This window comes from Mesorhizobium sp. 01N446, assembly GCF_056399285.1.
The window spans coordinates 51,632-67,796 of record NZ_JBFTRA010000010.1; the positions used below are offsets into that span (position 1 = coordinate 51,632).

The 16,165-nt window shown below is 63.9% G+C and carries 18 protein-coding genes; 12 read left to right on the forward strand and 6 right to left on the reverse strand.

What is annotated here, in order from left to right:
- The first annotated feature begins 72 nt into the window (after positions 1-72).
- Both AC1DPX_RS29225 and AC1DPX_RS29230 read left to right on the forward strand, forming a co-directional pair.
- A complete protein-coding gene (locus tag AC1DPX_RS29225) occupies positions 73-657 on the forward strand; it encodes a YqaA family protein (protein WP_202357732.1) in 585 nt (194 codons plus the stop codon).
- An 84-nt stretch (positions 658-741) separates the two neighbouring features.
- Positions 742-1,260 (forward strand): disulfide bond formation protein B, encoded by a 519-nt coding sequence (locus AC1DPX_RS29230; RefSeq protein ID WP_095772290.1) that lies wholly within the window; start codon positions 742-744, stop codon positions 1,258-1,260.
- A 234-nt stretch (positions 1,261-1,494) separates the two neighbouring features.
- On the opposite strand, the gene AC1DPX_RS29235 is transcribed toward AC1DPX_RS29230, so the two are convergent.
- Complete coding sequence (locus tag AC1DPX_RS29235; RefSeq protein WP_202357731.1) at positions 1,495-2,052, reverse strand: HNH endonuclease; 558 nt, start codon at positions 2,050-2,052, stop codon at positions 1,495-1,497.
- 128 nt (positions 2,053-2,180) lie between these two features.
- Complete coding sequence (locus AC1DPX_RS29240; RefSeq protein ID WP_477241031.1) at positions 2,181-2,822, reverse strand: DNA-3-methyladenine glycosylase family protein; 642 nt, start codon at positions 2,820-2,822, stop codon at positions 2,181-2,183.
- A 75-nt stretch (positions 2,823-2,897) separates the two neighbouring features.
- On the opposite strand from AC1DPX_RS29240, the gene gluQRS reads away from it, so the two are divergent.
- Complete coding sequence (gluQRS, locus tag AC1DPX_RS29245; protein WP_477241033.1) at positions 2,898-3,770, forward strand: tRNA glutamyl-Q(34) synthetase GluQRS; 873 nt, start codon at positions 2,898-2,900, stop codon at positions 3,768-3,770.
- Between the two features lie 152 nt (positions 3,771-3,922).
- Positions 3,923-4,837, forward strand: a complete 915-nt coding sequence (locus AC1DPX_RS29250; protein ID WP_477241035.1) for a DMT family transporter — start codon at positions 3,923-3,925, stop codon at positions 4,835-4,837.
- Positions 4,838-4,921: 84 nt separating this feature from the next.
- Here the strand turns inward: AC1DPX_RS29250 and AC1DPX_RS29255 are convergent, their stop codons facing one another.
- Positions 4,922-5,773, reverse strand: coding sequence for a YihY/virulence factor BrkB family protein (locus AC1DPX_RS29255; RefSeq protein WP_027047430.1), 852 nt, complete (start codon positions 5,771-5,773; stop codon positions 4,922-4,924).
- 58 nt (positions 5,774-5,831) lie between these two features.
- Between AC1DPX_RS29255 and AC1DPX_RS29260 the strand changes: the two genes are divergently transcribed.
- From AC1DPX_RS29260 to AC1DPX_RS29290, 7 genes are all read left to right on the forward strand, one after another.
- Positions 5,832-6,698: an SDR family oxidoreductase gene (locus AC1DPX_RS29260; RefSeq protein WP_477241037.1), complete on the forward strand. Its 867-nt coding sequence runs from the start codon at positions 5,832-5,834 to the stop codon at positions 6,696-6,698.
- Between the two features lie 25 nt (positions 6,699-6,723).
- On the forward strand, positions 6,724-6,915 hold the full coding sequence (locus AC1DPX_RS29265) for a twin transmembrane helix small protein (protein ID WP_202357726.1): 192 nt from the start codon (positions 6,724-6,726) through the stop codon (positions 6,913-6,915).
- A 25-nt stretch (positions 6,916-6,940) separates the two neighbouring features.
- A complete protein-coding gene (locus AC1DPX_RS29270; protein ID WP_477241039.1) occupies positions 6,941-7,522 on the forward strand; it encodes a cob(I)yrinic acid a,c-diamide adenosyltransferase in 582 nt (193 codons plus the stop codon).
- Positions 7,523-7,555: 33 nt separating this feature from the next.
- Positions 7,556-8,356, forward strand: coding sequence for a rhomboid family intramembrane serine protease (locus tag AC1DPX_RS29275; RefSeq protein ID WP_477241041.1), 801 nt, complete (start codon positions 7,556-7,558; stop codon positions 8,354-8,356).
- Positions 8,357-8,591: 235 nt separating this feature from the next.
- The gene (locus AC1DPX_RS29280) at positions 8,592-9,341 is read left to right on the forward strand and encodes an electron transfer flavoprotein subunit beta/FixA family protein (RefSeq protein WP_010911711.1); all 750 of its coding nucleotides are present in this window, start codon (positions 8,592-8,594) and stop codon (positions 9,339-9,341) included.
- Positions 9,342-9,361: 20 nt separating this feature from the next.
- On the forward strand, positions 9,362-10,291 hold the full coding sequence (locus AC1DPX_RS29285) for an electron transfer flavoprotein subunit alpha/FixB family protein (RefSeq protein WP_477241043.1): 930 nt from the start codon (positions 9,362-9,364) through the stop codon (positions 10,289-10,291).
- Positions 10,292-10,501: 210 nt separating this feature from the next.
- Positions 10,502-11,380 (forward strand): 3-hydroxybutyryl-CoA dehydrogenase, encoded by an 879-nt coding sequence (locus AC1DPX_RS29290; protein ID WP_172223650.1) that lies wholly within the window; start codon positions 10,502-10,504, stop codon positions 11,378-11,380.
- A 27-nt stretch (positions 11,381-11,407) separates the two neighbouring features.
- Here the strand turns inward: AC1DPX_RS29290 and AC1DPX_RS29295 are convergent, their stop codons facing one another.
- The 3 genes from AC1DPX_RS29295 to AC1DPX_RS29305 all read right to left on the reverse strand — a co-directional run bounded on the left by AC1DPX_RS29295 (position 11,408) and on the right by AC1DPX_RS29305 (position 14,729).
- Positions 11,408-13,288: a PAS domain S-box protein gene (locus tag AC1DPX_RS29295; protein ID WP_477241304.1), complete on the reverse strand. Its 1,881-nt coding sequence runs from the start codon at positions 13,286-13,288 to the stop codon at positions 11,408-11,410.
- 249 nt (positions 13,289-13,537) lie between these two features.
- Positions 13,538-14,176, reverse strand: a complete 639-nt coding sequence (locus tag AC1DPX_RS29300; protein ID WP_477241045.1) for an NrsF family protein — start codon at positions 14,174-14,176, stop codon at positions 13,538-13,540.
- A 1-nt stretch (position 14,177) separates the two neighbouring features.
- Complete coding sequence (locus AC1DPX_RS29305) at positions 14,178-14,729, reverse strand: sigma-70 family RNA polymerase sigma factor (protein ID WP_019861390.1); 552 nt, start codon at positions 14,727-14,729, stop codon at positions 14,178-14,180.
- 307 nt (positions 14,730-15,036) lie between these two features.
- Here AC1DPX_RS29305 and AC1DPX_RS29310 point away from each other — a divergent pair, with 307 nt between their 5' ends.
- Positions 15,037-16,044 carry an iron ABC transporter substrate-binding protein gene (locus AC1DPX_RS29310; RefSeq protein WP_477241047.1) on the forward strand — a complete coding sequence of 336 codons (1,008 nt, stop codon included), beginning with the start codon at positions 15,037-15,039 and terminating at the stop codon, positions 16,042-16,044.
- Positions 16,045-16,165: the final 121 nt, after the last annotated feature.

Here is a 16,165-nt window from a genome sequence, read left to right on the forward strand (position 1 = left end):
GGTCTTTGTTTTGAGCATGCCATTGCCCCGAAACCGCTGCGCACCGTTTGGGCGATACGCATAGGAGTGCCGATGCTTCGCGGACTGTACGACTGGACCTTGTCGCTGGCGGCCAGGAAATCCGCGGAATGGTGGCTTGCCATCATCGCCTTCATTGAAAGCTCGTTTTTCTTCGTGCCGGCCGATGTGCTCTATCTGCCGATGGCGTTGGCACGCCCCGACCGCGCCTACCGCTATGCGCTGACGGCCACGGCCGCCTCGGTGCTGGGCGGCATCGCCGGCTGGATGATCGGCTATTTCGCCTACGACACCATCGCCCGTCCGATCCTGGAGCATTTCGGCGGCCTGGAGACCTTCGAGCGCTGGCAGAATTCCGGCACCGGCCTGATGCTGGTGCTGCTCGTTACTTCCGGTCTCGCGCACCTGCCCCCGATCAAGGTCGTCACCATCCTTGCCGGCGCCCTGCACGTCAATTTGCTGATCTTCATCATCTCGGCCATCGTCGCTCGCGGCGCGCGCTTCCTGCTGTTGGCCTGGCTGCTGCGCCGCTACGGCGAATCGATCCGCGAGTTCATCGAAAAGCGTCTCGGGCTGATCGCCGGCGCCGCGGCCGCTGCCCTGATTTTGCTCTATATCGTCTTCAAATACGCGTTCTAGTCCATGTCGCCCAAAAGTGCCCTGCGGTTTTGGGACAACGACATGGACAAAAAGTGAGCCGGCGAACTCAACGGACAAAACCCTATGACAGCCACCATGAATGCCGACACCGGACGCCAGCGGACGCGGACCGCGCTGTTTCTCGCCGTCGCCATGGCCGCGACCGTCGGCTCGGCGCTCGGCTTCCAGTACATTGGCGGCTACATCCCCTGCCATCTCTGCCTGGAGCAGCGCACCCCCTACTACATCGGCGCGCCGCTGATGGTGCTGGCGGTGATTGCGTCGATGCTGCGCGCGCCGGCCTGGCTGACGCGCGGCCTGCTGGGCATTGGCGGCCTCCTGATGCTCTACGGCCTCTATCTCGGCGTCTACCATTCCGGCGTCGAATGGCAGTGGTGGGCCGGCCCGACCGATTGCACGGCGGGTGCCGGCCCGGTCGACACCGGCGGCAAGGGCGTGCTCGACGCGCTCGACAAATTCGTGCCGCCCTCCTGCGACAAGGCGGCCTTGCGCATCCTGGGCCTGTCGCTGGCCGGCTGGAACGCCATCGCCAGCCTGATCCTCGCCGCCGTCGCCTTCCGTGGCGCGCTGGCTCGCGACTGAAGCAGAACCAGCGCGACGCAGAGTTCGTCCAGAAATTCGTCAGGCTAAGTCGGATGGCGCGGATTTCGGGGTCGACGCAGTCGACGAGCGGAGCTTACTTAGGTGCGTGAGCCCCGGCCTACGCCGGCCGTAGCCGTTAACTGCCGCAACTACCCACAAGGGCTTCGGTCGGCTAAGGCCGGCAGCGCGGAAAGCTGCGCCTGGCGGCCAGCAATGGCGGATTTCTGCCGGACTCTATGGCTCCAACTCGACATCCCAATAGAGATAATCCATCCAGCTTTCGTGCAGATGGTTGGGCGGGAACAGGCGGCCGTTGTTGTGCAGATCATGCACGGTCGGCTGATAGGGCTTCTGCAGCGGCCACATCTTGGCGTGTGCCGGCATCATGCCGCCTTTCCGCAGATTGCAGGGCGAACAGGCGGCCACGACATTCTCCCAGGTCGTCGCACCGCCGCGATGGCGGGGAATGACGTGGTCGAAGGTCAGGTCGTCGGGCGTGCCGCAATATTGGCACTGGAAGCGGTCGCGCAGGAACACATTGAAGCGGGTGAAGGCCGGGTGCCTGGACGGCTTCACATAGGCCTTCAGGCTGACCACGCTCGGCAGCCTCATCGAGAAGGTCGGCGAGGACACCGCATGCTCGTATTCGGCGACGATGTTCACCCGGTCGAGGAACACCGCCTTGATGGCGTCCTGCCACGACCAGAGCGACAAGGGGTAATAGCTGAGCGGACGGTAATCCGCATTCAGCACCAGTGCTGGAAGCCCATCCGGAGATACGGCAACCGTCACGTGTTTACCTCCTTGGTTCTAGACCCGAACGGCACGGATACTGTAAGCCCGACATGACAGGGATGTGAAGCGGATTGTCGCTTGTCCAAAGCGACAAAAATCCCCGATCTTTATGCTTTTTTGCGGATTCAGGACGGCGGCACTGCGTCCCTGCCCCTGGTTTCGCGATAATAGGACCAGAAAAGCCGCGATGCGACACCTCGCCACGGGCTCCATGATTCGGCCAAAGCGATCAGTGTTTTCTCCGGCGGACGCGGGTCGATGCCGAGCGCATGGCCGACCGCGCTCTGCAGCGCGACGTCGCGCGCGGGAAAAATGTCGGGGTGCCCGGCGGCAAACAGAAGATACACTTCCGCTGTCCACGGGCCGATGCCAGGCACCGCCGTCATCGTCGTGATCGCCTCGGTCGCGTCCAGTGAACAGAGATGAAGGAGGTCGAGCCCGTCGGCCACGGCCTGGGCGACTGCGATCAGCCCGCGCTGCTTGGGCCGCGACAGGCCGGCCTCGCGAAACATGTCCTCGCCGGCGGCCAGGATCGCCTGCGGCGTCAGCGGATCGACCAGCTTCGTCAACCGGCCGAAGATGGCATCGGCGCTTGCCCGCGACACCTGTTGCGAGACGATGATCGAGGCCAGGCTCCTGAACCCCGGCTCCGAGAGCCGGAGCGGCACCTCGCCGGCCATGCCGCGCACCTTTTCCAGGCGCGGGTCGATGATGCAAAGCGCATCGAGCCCGCGGGCGATGTCGTCCAGTGTCACGATGCGTTGCATGGTATCCTTGTCCGCGAATGTGCAGCAAAGTAGCAACGGCCAAAACCGCAGCACAACCCGATTGCCGCTTGAGACATGACGCTCCTGACATTCCGCTTCGCGCCCAGCCCCAACGGCGAACTGCATCTTGGCCACGCCTATTCGGCGCTTCTCAACCAGAGGCTCGCAGAGGCCCATGATGGCCGCCTGCTGCTGCGCATCGAGGATATCGACACAACGCGCTGCACGCCGCAATTCGAGGCGGGCGTGCTTGCCGACCTGAAATGGCTGGGCCTTGCCTGGGAAAAGCCGGTGCGCCGCCAATCCGAGCATTTCGCGCAGTATCAGGCGGTGCTCGACCGGCTGATCCAGGAGGATCTCGTCTATCCCGCCTTCATGAGCCGGGGCGACATCCGTGCCTTCATCGCCGACAGCGAAAAGCGCGGGCGCGACTGGCCGCGCGACCCTGACGGCGTGCCGTTATACCCCCCGATCGACAAGGCATTGGCCCCGAACGAGCGCAAACGCCGTATCGCCGACAACGAACCCTTCGCCTGGCGGCTTGATGTCGATGCCGCTGTCGCGCGCGTCGGCGATCTCGCATGGACCGAATTCACCGATGAATCGCTGTCGGCGACGCGCTCGGCGGAGGCCCGCCCACAGGACTGGGGCGACGTGATCGTGGCGCGCCGCGACATCCCGACCAGCTACCACCTCGCCGTCATTGTCGACGATGCCCTGCAAGGCGTCAGCCATGTCGTGCGCGGGCAGGATCTGTTTTCCGCAACCAGCGTGCAGCGCCTGCTACAGGAATTGCTCGGGCTGCCGCAACCCGTCTATTTTCACCATCGGCTCATCCTCGGCCCGGACGGGCGAAAGCTGTCGAAGAGCCTTGGCGACACCGGCCTTGCCAAATTGCGCGGGGCCGGCGCGTCACCTGACGATATCAGGCGGATGGTCGGTCTCTAAGCCTGGTGAAGGCCTCTGGGAAGCGTGTGTCGGGGCACCGCCGGTTGAATTCCCGTGATGCATGGATCAATCGTTTCGTTTTGCGCGCCGGATCGAACGGGATTACAGCAGCGCCACGGTCAATTTCTCACCAGCACGGCGGTCTCCGGAAAATGCACAGCATCAAGCGGTTCATCCCGGCCACCTTCGTCGTCCTGTGGGCGACCGGCTTTATCGGCGCGCGCTACGCCATGCCATGGGCGGAGCCGTTCACCTTCCTTGCCGCCCGTTTCGTCATAGCGGCCATCCTGCTGGCTGCCCTGATGCCCGTCCTGGGTTCGAAACGCGCCACACGCAAGGAGGCGCTGCACGCCACCGGCGCCGGCGTGCTGATGCATGGCGTCTATCTCGGCGCCGTCTTCTGGGCCATCCACAGGGGCATGCCGGCCGGGTTTTCGGCCCTGATCGTCGGCCTGCAGCCGCTGATCACCGCCGTACTGGCCGGCAAGTTCCTGGGCGAGGCCATCCTGCCGCGCCATTGGCTTGGCCTTGGCATCGGCCTGATCGGCATCGTCATCGTGCTGTGGCCGAAGCTCGGCGCGCTCGGCGGCGGCGTAACGGCGGCGACGCTGACCGCCTCACTGGTCTCGGTGCTCGGCATGAGCGCCGGCACCATCTGGCAAAAGCGCTTTGCGTCCGGCGGCGACCTCGTGGCGGCGACCATGTGGCAATATGCCGGCGGCGCCTCGCTGATGATCCTGGCCGCGCTCGCTTTCGAAACGCACACCGTCATCATCAACGGCGAACTGATCTTCGCCATGGCCTGGCTGGTGCTGGTGCTGTCGCTCGGCGCCATCTTCCTCTTGATGGTGATGATCCGCGACGGCGAAATGTCGAAAGTCGCCTCGCTGTTCTACCTGGTGCCGGCGGTGACGGCCATCATCGCCTGGGCCCTCTTCAACGAACAGCTCAACGCGCTGCAGATCGTCGGCATGGCGATCACCACCTTCGGCGTCGGCCTGGCGACGGCGCGGCAGGGCAAGGGGAGAGCTGAGGGTTTGAAGAGAGCTGGAGAATTGAGGAACTGAGGAACTGAGGAAAGCAGCCGTATTTGGCGCTGTGTGTCTCGTCTTCAGTTCTTTAGTTCTTCAATTCTCCAGTTCTTCCTTTCCTCATCCGACCCGCGCCCGCGCCTCCAGATAGCGGCTGATGGCAGCATTGAGCTCGCCGCCGAGGATAAAGATCGCCGAGACGATGTAGAGGAAGACCACCGCGATCATGATCGAGGCGAGACCGGCATAGGTCGTCACATAGGACGAGAAATGGTCGAGATAGGTAGCGAACATCGTCGAGCCGATCAGCCATGCGGCCAGCGTGAAGACGATGCCCGGCACCAGCGAGACGAAGCGGCGCTTGCCGGCCGGCAGCCAGTAATGCACGGCAAACAGCCCGCCGATGATGACGGCTGAGGCAATGACGTAGCGCCACAGCGTGATCGTGCCGGTATAGGGCTTTATCCATTCGAAATGCGCTTCCGCCAGCCGCGCCAGCAACGGCGCGAAAACCAGGAGCACGCTGATCGCCAGGAAGCCGGCCGTCGCGATCAGCACGAAGAAGATGCTCTGCACCCGGCGATAGATGATGCCGCGCGTCTCGGTTACGCGATAGGCGCGGTTGAGCGAGGTGCGCAGCGCCTCGATGCCGTTCGAGGCAAAGTAGGCGGCAAGCAGCACGCCATAGGTCAACAAATCGGTGCGCCGGACGGTCAGCACGTTGAGCACCTCATGCGCGATCGGCTTGGCGATCTGGTCCGGCCAGGTGTCGAACACCAGATGCACGGCCGTGTCGGCAAAGGCCTGGGCGCCGAGGAAGCTGCCCAGCGTGGTGGCGAAGATCAGGAACGGAAACAGCGCCATCAGCGACGTGATCGCCAGATGGCTGGCCATCGCCCAGCCATCATCGGTGTTGAAATGGCCGAGCGCGTCGTAGAGCACGCGGCGCAGAGCGACAATATTCCGCAGCAAGAACCCGCGTTCCCTTCGATTGTCTCGACGCCGCGAATATGGGAAGTGAATGCGGCAAATGGCAACCCTTGGCGAAACCACGAGTCCGACGGCGCAGCAGTTGCGCACCATCATCGTCACCGGCGCCTCGTCCGGCATAGGTGCATATTGCGCGCGGGCACTCAAGGCGGAAGGCTGGCGGGTCTTTGCAACGGCCCGAAAACCCGAGGACATCGCCGCCCTCGAAGCGGACGGCATCGAGGCCTTTTACCTCGATTACAGCGAACCGGACTCCATTGCCGCCCTGGTGACGGCGGTGCTCGAGCGCACCGGCGGGCGGCTCGATGCCCTGTTCAACAACGGCGCATACGCCCAGGCCGGCGCGGTCGAGGATCTGTCGGTTGCCGCGCTCAAGGAGCAGTTCGAGGTCAATTTCTTCGGCTGGCACGATCTGACCCGCCGTCTCGTGCCGGTGATGCGCCGCCAGGGCCATGGCCGTCTCGTCCATTGCTCGTCGATCCTCGGCCTCGTACCGGTGCGCTTTCGCGGCGCCTATTCGGCATCCAAACACGCGCTCGAGGCGCTCATGCTCTGCCAGCGCCAGGAACTGGAAGGCAGCGGCGTCCATGTCTCGCTGATCGAGCCTGGACCGGTGAAGTCGAAGATCGCCAGCAACGGCCTGCCCTGGTTCCTGAAAAACATCGACATCGAGAATTCCGTGCACCGCGCGGACTATGCCGCGCAGCTGGAGCGGCTGCGCGCCGGCGGCAGCCAATCGGCGCTGAAGCCCGGGCCGGAAGTGGTCCACAAGGTTCTGCGCCATGCCCTTCTGTCGCGGCGCCCGCGCCCGCACTATGTGGTAACAGTGCCGGCTAAAATCGGCACGGCGCTCAAACGTATCCTGCCGGCTTCGATGCTCTACCGCCTGATGGCCAAACGCGCCTGAACGCGAAACAACTGGAAACGCTACAATGGCAACCGTCTTCAACATCCTCGCCATTCTGGTCATGGCCGCCGTGGTGATCGTCCTGATCCGAGGCCTCGTCAATATGATGCGCGGCGGTTCCGGCGTCACTTCGAACAAGCTGATGCAGGCACGCGTCATGCTGCAGGCGGTCGCGCTGGTGCTGATCCTTCTGGCCGTGTATTTCACCCGCAAGTGAGGATACCGGCAGCGGGGGAGGCAACGTGGTCAAACTCAACAAGATCTACACCCGCACCGGCGATGACGGCACGACGGGTCTCGGCACCGGTGAGCGGCGGCTGAAATCCGACCTGCGCGTGGACGCCTACGGCATGGTCGACGAGGCCAATGCCTGCATCGGCATGGCGCGCGTGCACACGGCGGCCAGCCACCCGGCGATCGATGCCATGCTGTCGCGCATCCAGAACGATCTCTTCGACCTCGGCGCCGACCTTGCCGTGCCCGATGACGGCAAGCCGCTTGACTACGAGCCCTTGCGCATCGTTGCCGCGCAGACCGACCGTGTCGAGAAGGACATCGATCTCCTCAACAAGGATCTCCAGCCGCTCAAATCCTTCGTCCTCAACGGCGGCACGCCGGCGGCGGCAGCACTTCATCTGGCCCGCACGGTGGCGCGGCGGGCCGAACGGCTGATGGTGGCGCTGGCCCAGGACCCGGGCGAACACGTCAATCGGGACGGGTTGAAATACATCAACCGGGTCTCGGATTTCCTGTTTGTCGCCGCCCGGGCGGTCAATGACAACGGAAATGCCGACGTGCTATGGGTTCCCGGCAAGAACCGCTGAACGGATCGAAACGCGGGAGGGGACCAGGCACGCATGTTCATCCCGCTTTACGACACCAACAGGCTGCGCCACATCCGCCTGCAATATGTGACGATCGGCCTGATCGTGGTCAACGCGCTGGTCTATTGCGCCACCGCACTCGGCGGCGAGAACTTCACCAATGCCGCCGTGCTTGGCCTCGGCTTTATCCCGTCCGTGGTGCACAACACCGCCGAGCTTGATCCTCGGTTCATCATCATTCCGGAAAGCCTGAGCTACCTCACCTATTCCTTCCTGCATGCCGACATCTTCCACCTTGGCGGCAACATGCTGTTCCTGTGGGTGTTCGGCGACAATGTCGAGGACGCGCTCGGCCACGTCCGCTACCTGATCTTCTATCTCCTGTGCGCCATCGCCGGCGCCGCCTTCCAGGGACTTGTCGCCTGGGATTCGCAGGTGCCGCTGATCGGCGCCTCCGGCGCCATCGCCGGCGTGGTCGTCGCCTATCTGATCCTTTATCCCAGGGTGAAGGTCTGGGTGCTGGCCTTTGCCCGCATCCCGCTGCGCATTCCGGCCTTCATCCCGCTCGTCCTGTGGGTGCTGTTCCAGGTCGTCATGTTCGCCGCCGCCGGCGAGGACCAGATTTCCTGGGCCTGCCATATTGGCGGCATCATTGCCGGTGCGGTGCTGGTGCTGGTGCTGCGCAGCCGCGGCGTGCCGCTTTTTGCCGGCGCCGACGAGGACACCGTGGCTCCCGCTCCCGACCAGCCGCCAGCTGCTGCTGAGCCAGCGGCGCCCGAACCGCCGGCCACAACGACGCGCTGGGGCCGAGGAAGCCCTTCTGGCTCGAACTGAACCGATTTGAGCGGCTTTCGGCGTATTGACGTCAAGAGTTGCCGCAACTACGGAAACGTCTCCGTCCGAGCCCCAGGGCTGTTAAGGAGCAGTGCAAGACGGTCAAAGACCAGAATTTCCATCCGGCCGGAATTCCGTCTGGCCGGAATTCAGTCAGGAATGTCGGCTTTCGACAACTCAGAAGGGGCGCAAGCTGTTATAGCGCGCCCAACTAGCGTGAAGAGGTGACAGGCAAATGAAGATCCTTGTGCCCGTGAAGCGGGTTGTGGATGCGAACGTCAAAGTTCGCGTGAAGGCCGACGGTTCAGCGGTGGAACTCGCCAACGTCAAGATGGCGATGAACCCGTTCGACGAGATCGCGGTGGAAGAGGCAATCCGGCTCAAGGAAGCCGGCAAGGCCGAAGAGATCATCGTCGTCTCGATCGGCCCGCAGCAGGCGCAGGAAACCCTGCGCACCGCGCTCGCCATGGGCGCCGACCGCGCCATTCTGGTCAAGACGGACGAGCAGACCGAGCCGCTTGGCGTCGCCAAGGTGCTGAAGGGCGTGGTCGACGCCGAACAGCCCGGCCTCGTCATCCTCGGCAAGCAGGCGATCGACGACGATTCCAACCAGACCGGCCAGATGCTGGCGGCCCTGCTCGGCTGGGCGCAAGGCACCTTCGCCTCCAAGGTCGTCCTCGACGGCGACAAGGCCAAGGTGACGCGCGAAGTCGACGGTGGCCTGCAGACGGTGGAACTGAAGATGCCGGCGATCATCACCGCCGATCTTCGCCTCAACCAGCCGCGCTATGCCTCTTTGCCCAACATCATGAAGGCCAAGAAGAAGCAGCTCGACGAAAAGACCCCGGCCGACTACGGCGCCGACGTCAAGCCGCGCCTCAAGGTCATCAAGACCGAGGAGCCGGGCGGCCGCAAGGCGGGCGTCAAGGTCAAGAGCGTCGCCGAACTGGTCGACAAGCTCAAGAACGAAGCCGGCGTGCTCTGAGATCGGAAGGAACAGATAAAATGGCAATTCTCCTCATCGCAGAACACGACAACGCCAGCCTTTCCGACCAGACCGCCAAGGCGCTTTCCGCGGCCCTGCAGATCGGCTCGGACGTGCATGTGCTGGTGGCCGGCAAGGGCGCCAAGGGCGCGGCGGACGCCGCGGCCAAGCTCAAGGGCGTCAGCAAGGTGCTGCTCGCCGAAGCCGATGAACTCGCCGAGCGCCTCGCCGAACCGACGGCCGCCCTCGTCGTGTCGCTGGCCGGCGGCTATGACACCATCATCGCGCCGGCGACCTCGTCGGGCAAGAACGTCGCGCCGCGCGTCGCCGCCCTGCTCGATGTCGCGCAGGTGTCCGAGATCATCGAAGTGGTTTCGCCCGACACCTTCAAGCGGCCCATCTATGCCGGCAACGCCATCCAGACCGTGCAGTCGACCGACGCCAAGAAGGTCATCACCTTGCGCACCGCCTCCTTCCAGGCGGCGCCCGAGGGCGGCTCGGCCGCGGTCGAGACCGTCAAGGCGGCGGCCAATCCCGGCCTGTCCACCTTCGTCGAGAACAAGCTGTCGGAGACCGACCGTCCGGAACTGACCTCGGCCAAGATCATCATCTCGGGCGGCCGCGCGCTTGGCTCGTCGGAGAAGTTCCAGGAAGTCATCCTGCCGGTCGCCGACAAGCTCGGTGCGGCGGTCGGCGCCTCGCGTGCCGCGGTCGACGCCGGCTATGCACCGAACGACTGGCAGGTCGGCCAGACGGGCAAGGTGGTCGCTCCCGACCTCTACATCGCGGTTGGCATCTCCGGCGCCATCCAGCACCTCGCCGGCATGAAGGATTCCAAGGTCATCGTCGCCATCAACAAGGACGAGGAGGCCCCGATCTTCCAGGTTGCCGACTACGGCCTCGTCGGCGATCTCTTCGTCATTCTGCCGGAGTTGCAGAAGGCGCTTTGACGCTTTCCGACAAAGCGTATTAAATGCCTGGGGTGGGGTAGACGAAGTCGCCCCGCCCTTTTAGTTTGCACCGCACAAAAAGCAGGCCACAAAGGCCAAAAGCAATTCCAGCAAAAGTGCGCAGCGGTTTTGCGTCCGGAATTGCGATAGACTTAAGAGGTGGAGCGCTTTCGCAATGCATGCGGAAGGGCTCCGGACGGGATCGGTGTAATGAGCAAGATCGAGACGATCGGCATCATCGGCGCGGGCCAGATGGGTGGAGGTATCGCCCATGTCTCCGCGCTTTCGGGCTACAAGGTGCTGATCTACGATATTTCGCCCGACCGCATTGAAAAGGGCATCGCCACCATCAGCGGCAACATGGCCCGCCAGGTCGGCTCCGGCAAGCTTGACGAGAAGCTGCGCAACCAGGCGATGGCACGTATTTCTTCTGCACCGGCTATGGCCGATCTCGCCGGCGCCGATCTGGTGATCGAGGCGGCGACCGAGGACGAAACCGTCAAGCGCAAGATCTACGCGCAGCTCTGTCCGCAGCTCAATCCCGAAGCCATACTGGCGACCAACACCTCGTCGATCTCGATTACCCGGCTCGCCGCGCAGACCGACCGGCCCGAGCGCTTCATCGGCATTCATTTCATGAACCCGGTGCCGCTGATGAAGCTGGTCGAGCTGGTGCGCGGCATCGCCACCGAGGACCAGACCTTCGAGGCGGCGAAGACCTATGTGAAGCAGCTCGACAAGACGATCACGGTCTCGGAGGATTTCCCGGCCTTCATCGTCAACCGCATCCTTTTGCCGATGATCAACGAGGCGATCTACACGCTTTACGAAGGTGTCGGCTCGGTCGACGCCATCGACACCGCCATGCGCCTCGGCGCCAACCATCCGATGGGACCGCTGCAGCTGGCCGATTTCATCGGCCTCGACACCTGCCTGTCGATCATGCAGGTGCTGCATGACGGCCTGTCGGATTCGAAGTACCGCCCTTGCCCGCTGCTGGTGAAATATGTCGAAGCCGGCTGGCTCGGCCGCAAGACCGGGCGCGGGTTCTACGACTATCGCGGCGAGCACCCCGTTCCGACGCGCTGAGCCTCACGATCTTCGGGAAATCTCCCCTCAGGAGGCTGCGGCAAACGGCTCTGGCTTGTCGTCGGTGAGCCTGTCATCCGGCGCCACGGAAACGCATCCGCGGCCGGCCGCCTTGGCCGCGTAGCAGGCGGCGTCGGCCCTTGCGATGATCTCGTCCGCCTCGCCGCAATGGCCGTTGATCGCCGCCAGCCCGATGCTGGCGCCGATGGCATGCGGCCGGCCATCCCAGGTGAAGTTCAGGCCGGCTATGGCATCGATGATGGAGCGCGCCGCGATCCTGGCGCCAGCGGTCGAACCCGATTTCAGGACGACCGCGAACTCGTCGCCGCCAAGGCGCGCGACGATGTCTTCGGGCCCTAACACGCCGCGCACGGCCTCGGCGACCCGCTTCAGCAAGGCGTCTCCGGCGGCGTGACCGCCGGTGTCGTTGACCAGCTTGAAATGGTCGAGGTCGATGAACATGAACTGATGGCCGCTGCTGCCAGCCCCGGCGGCATCCTTGCGGGCCTGATCGACGAGCTCCTCCATGGTGCGGATGAAGCTCGAGCGATTGGCAAGGCCGGTCAGCGCGTCATGCGCGGCGGCGTGGGCAAGCTGGCGCTGCAGGGCGCGCGCATCGGTGAAGTCCTGGAAAACGATGACCAGGCCGCAGAATTCGTTGCGCTCGTTCAAGATCGGCGACACGACCTGGCGGATGCTGCAGCGTGTGTCGTCGCGGCGGATCAGCACGGCGCGGCTGTTCTGGTCGGAGGGCGCCTCCGCGCCGATCGCCAGCCGCGTCACGCCGATCCTGTGTCCCGTTTCCTCGTCGACCGCCCAATAGACATGGCCGAGCGTCTTGCCCAGAGCCGCCTCCACCGAAACGCCGGTCAGCTTCTCGGCAACCGGGTTCATGAATGTGACGCGGTTCGCGGCATCGGTGCAGATGACGGCATCGCCGATCGACTGCAGCGTCACCCGAAGCCGCTCCTTCTCGTCGGCCAGCATTGCCGCCGACACGGTCAGGCGCTCCTCGGCCTCCTTGCGCCCGGTAATGTCGGTCAGGCTGCCGATGGCACGGATCAGACGCCCCTCCCCGTCGCGCTCGATGGCCTTGCCACGGTCGAGGATCCAGATCCAGCGGCCGTCCTTGTGACGCATCCTGAACTCGGCTTCGAAGAACTCCGTCTTGCCGTCGAGATGGGCGCGGTCCGCCTCGGCGACGGTTTCGCGATCGTCGGGATGGATCATCGTCAGCCAACGATCGGGGTCGCCGTCAAGTTCGCCATCCGCATAACCGAGCATCTTGACCCAGGTCGAGGAGTAGGTCGTGCCGCCTTTGCGGATGTCGAGATCCCAGACACCCTGGCCGGCGCCGGCGAGCGCGAAATTCCAGCGCGTTTCGGCCTCGGCAATACGCGCCTCGGCCTGCTTGCGCGCGTCGATGTCCTCGATCTGCGAAACGAGATAGAGCGGGCGGCCGCTCGTCTCCTCTCGAATGACGGAGCCGGCGAGATGCGCCCAGACGGGCGTGCCGTCCTTCTTGAGGTAACGCTTCTCGAACTGGAAAGCATTGACCGTGCCGACTTTGATGCCTTCCATGGTCTCTTGTCCGACATGCAGGTCGTCAGGGTGCGTGATCTGGAAAAAGGTCAGCGCCTCCATCTCTTCGCGGCTGTAGCCAAGCATCGAGGCGAAGGCCGGATTGGTCTGCACGATGCGCCCATCCAGGGCGACGACGACGATGCCGATTGCCGAGTCCTCCATCGCCCGGCGGAAGCGCTGCTCGCTCTCCGCGATCTGCCGCCGGTCTTCCGAGATGCGGCCAATGAAGAGATAGGCGAAAAAAAGCGCGCCGATTGTCATGGCGACCGACACTTGAAGGCAAAGCCTGAGCGCTTCCGCGCCAAGGTCCAGCCTCGACAACATGACCGAGGCCGCCGCCACGGCCAAGCCGGCCACGAGCAACGCCGGCGCTGCATGTTTGTGGAGCCTGATCGGTCCTCGTAGTCTCACGATCCGTGCCACCCCCGTGGGCAATCGCTTTTTCCCGAGAAAATCCTGAAGGATCGATTTTAAGGAAAGGTTGCGTGGGGGTACCGCGACATGGTCAACCGGCAAACAATTGCCGGCATGATTAAGGATCGGTATGCAGGGGACCTGTTTGCGGGTCCCGTGCTACCAGCGCACGAAAAACCGCCCGCCGAGCGCGCCAAGCAAGGCGAGGACCGCTATCGCGATCGTGTACCAGGTGGCGACGAAAAGCGGCGAATCGTCAAAACAGTGCGCGGCATAGAAGGTTGCCGCCAGCCCCCCGGCAAGCAGCCCCGCAACCGCGCCGGCAAGCACCGGCCGTGTCGGCGCGCCGTAGCGCAGCATCCACAGGAAGATGGCCAGCGGGCCGATGCCGATCAGCGGGATGAAGCCCATGCAGATCATCATGTTGGAGCCGATCATCCTGGTGCCCCACAACGCCTCCGGCACCATGAAGAGCTCCAGAACCACCGCCACGGCCACCAGCAGCGGCGCGGCCAGCATCCCTGCCATCGCCCAAGCCGTCGAGGCGCCAGGCGTCGACAGAGCGCGGATCAGGGCGAAGGCGCTGGTGGCCAGCGCGATGGTGAAAACGAACTTGGACAGGAAGCGCATCGTGTGCGCGGCAACCATGAAGTCGGGGCGCGGGCCGATCGTCAGCAGGAAAACGATTGCCGCGATGACAATGGCCGCGCCGGCAGCCATCCACCAGGCCGAACGCAATGGCATCGCCTTGCTGGTTGCATCGGCGTCGAGCGCCTTGATGAGATCCTCGGTCCTCATGTCATTCCCGCCCGAACCGCCCCTGCCCGAATCGCTTGGCTATGGCGGCTAGCCCGCGATGCAGCGACACACGCACCGCCGTCTCGCTGATGCCGAACTTCGCTGCGGTCTCGCCGATCGAGCGGCCTTCCACCGATACAGCCGAAACCACCGAACGCTGTGCCGGCGGCAGCCCGTCCAGGGCCCTGTTGATGTCGCGCTCGCTGACGGTTTCGGTTTCCGGTTCGGCGAAGGTCTCGGCGATATCATCGACATCGATTTCAATGCGCCGGCCGCGCCGCCGGAACGCATCGATCAGCTTGAAGCGGGCGATGGCATAGATCCACGGCAGCACCGGCGCGTCCTGGCGCCAGGTATGCCGTTTCACATGAATGGCCAGCAAGGTTTCCTGCACGACATCCTCGGGGTCGACTCCGCCCTGCACGATCTTGCGCCGGACAAAGCCGCGCACCAGCGCGGCAATCCGGTGCAGAAAGTCGGCATAGGCCTTCTCATCTCCGGCGATCGCGGCCCGCAAGAGCCGGGAAAGCTCGGCTTCGTCCTTGCCGCTCACAAGAGTTCACTCCCCCGATTTTCGTGGCTCGGCACTGATTTGTTACGTGGCCGGCGAAATAATGTCCAAGCCAAACTACGGGCAAATCACGAAAGTTTGCGGGTGCTTGAAGGCACCGCCCCAGAGCGGAGGTCTGCGGGGACGTCTTGCGGGAAACCATCGGTCCGGGCCGCCTTCAGTGTAATTGTCCCCCTCACGCCGACCTTTGCGCCTCAGCGACCGATTGAAGCACATCAACAATCTTGACTACGGGTGTCAGGTATCGATAGGTGCAGCGTGACAAGACCAACCAAACGAGGATGACGCCATGAAATACACCCTTTCCGCCCTTGTCGGTGCCACCGCACTTGCAATTGGCCTGGCCGCCGGTCCGGCGACGGCGGAGGATGCCGGCATCATCGTCTACAACGCCCAGCACGAAAGCCTGGCCAAGGAATGGGCCGAAGGTTTCACCAAGGAGACCGGCATCAAGGTCACGCTGCGCAATGGCGGCGACAGCGACTTCTCCAACCAGATCGTTGCCGAAGGCGCCGCCTCGCCCGCCGACGTCTTCCTGACGGAGAATTCACCCGCCATGGTGCTGGTCGAGAATGCCGGCCTGTTCGCGCCCGTCGATGCCGACACACTGGCGCAGGTGCCGCAGGACTATCAGGCGACCAGCGGCAAATGGGTGGGCGTGGCCGCGCGCAGCACCGTCTTTGCCTACAACACGACCAAGCTAAAGGCCGACCAGTTGCCGAAGTCGCTGCTCGATCTCGCCGATCCGAGCTGGAAGGGCCGTTGGGCCGCCTCGCCCTCGGGCGCCGATTTCCAGGCCATCGTCAGCGCATTGCTGCAGCTCAAGGGCGAGGCCGCCACGGCGGACTGGCTGAAGGCGATGAAGGCGAACTTCACCGCCTATAAGGGCAACAGCACGGTGATGAAGGCGGTCAACGCCGGCGAGATCGAAGGCGGCGTGATCTACCACTATTACTACTTCGGCGATCAGGCCAAGACCGGCGAGAACAGCAAGAACGTCGCGCTGCACTATTTCAAGAACCAGGATCCGGGCGCTTTCGTCTCGGTCTCGGGTGGCGGCGTGCTCGCCTCGAGCAAGCACCAGAAGGAAGCCCAGGCCTTCCTGAAATGGGTGACCGGCAAGGGCGGCCAGGATGTGCTGAAGAACGGGAACTCCTTCGAATACGCTGTCGGCAAGGGTGCCGAGTCCAACCCGAAGCTCGTTCCGCTGGCCGGCCTGCAGGCGCCGAAAGTCGACGCCACGACGCTGAACTCCAAGAAGGTCACCGACCTGATGACGGCAGCCGGCTTGCTTTAGTTGCCGTTCGTCCTAATAAGGACAAACCGACCGTGCTCCCGCGGGAATTCACCTTCCGCGGGAGCGTTTTGTTTTCGAGATGGCCTTCGTCGATGACGACACGCTGCGTTCCTGACCTCAG

What these genes read in the sequence shown, in the direction of transcription:
- AC1DPX_RS29225 (WP_202357732.1), top strand. Translation starts at nt 73, where the DNA reads ATGCTTCGCGGACTGTACGACTGGACCTTGTCGCTGGCGGCCAGGAAA.
- AC1DPX_RS29230 (WP_095772290.1), top strand. Translation starts at nt 742, where the DNA reads ATGACAGCCACCATGAATGCCGACACCGGACGCCAGCGGACGCGGACC.
- AC1DPX_RS29240 (WP_477241031.1), bottom strand. Translation starts at nt 2,822, where the DNA reads ATGCAACGCATCGTGACACTGGACGACATCGCCCGCGGGCTCGATGCG.
- gluQRS (WP_477241033.1), top strand. Translation starts at nt 2,898, where the DNA reads ATGACGCTCCTGACATTCCGCTTCGCGCCCAGCCCCAACGGCGAACTG.
- AC1DPX_RS29250 (WP_477241035.1), top strand. Translation starts at nt 3,923, where the DNA reads ATGCACAGCATCAAGCGGTTCATCCCGGCCACCTTCGTCGTCCTGTGG.
- AC1DPX_RS29260 (WP_477241037.1), top strand. Translation starts at nt 5,832, where the DNA reads ATGGCAACCCTTGGCGAAACCACGAGTCCGACGGCGCAGCAGTTGCGC.
- AC1DPX_RS29265 (WP_202357726.1), top strand. Translation starts at nt 6,724, where the DNA reads ATGGCAACCGTCTTCAACATCCTCGCCATTCTGGTCATGGCCGCCGTG.
- AC1DPX_RS29275 (WP_477241041.1), top strand. Translation starts at nt 7,556, where the DNA reads ATGTTCATCCCGCTTTACGACACCAACAGGCTGCGCCACATCCGCCTG.
- AC1DPX_RS29280 (WP_010911711.1), top strand. Translation starts at nt 8,592, where the DNA reads ATGAAGATCCTTGTGCCCGTGAAGCGGGTTGTGGATGCGAACGTCAAA.
- AC1DPX_RS29285 (WP_477241043.1), top strand. Translation starts at nt 9,362, where the DNA reads ATGGCAATTCTCCTCATCGCAGAACACGACAACGCCAGCCTTTCCGAC.
- AC1DPX_RS29290 (WP_172223650.1), top strand. Translation starts at nt 10,502, where the DNA reads ATGAGCAAGATCGAGACGATCGGCATCATCGGCGCGGGCCAGATGGGT.
- AC1DPX_RS29295 (WP_477241304.1), bottom strand. Translation starts at nt 13,288, where the DNA reads ATGTTGTCGAGGCTGGACCTTGGCGCGGAAGCGCTCAGGCTTTGCCTT.
- AC1DPX_RS29300 (WP_477241045.1), bottom strand. Translation starts at nt 14,176, where the DNA reads ATGAGGACCGAGGATCTCATCAAGGCGCTCGACGCCGATGCAACCAGC.
- AC1DPX_RS29310 (WP_477241047.1), top strand. Translation starts at nt 15,037, where the DNA reads ATGAAATACACCCTTTCCGCCCTTGTCGGTGCCACCGCACTTGCAATT.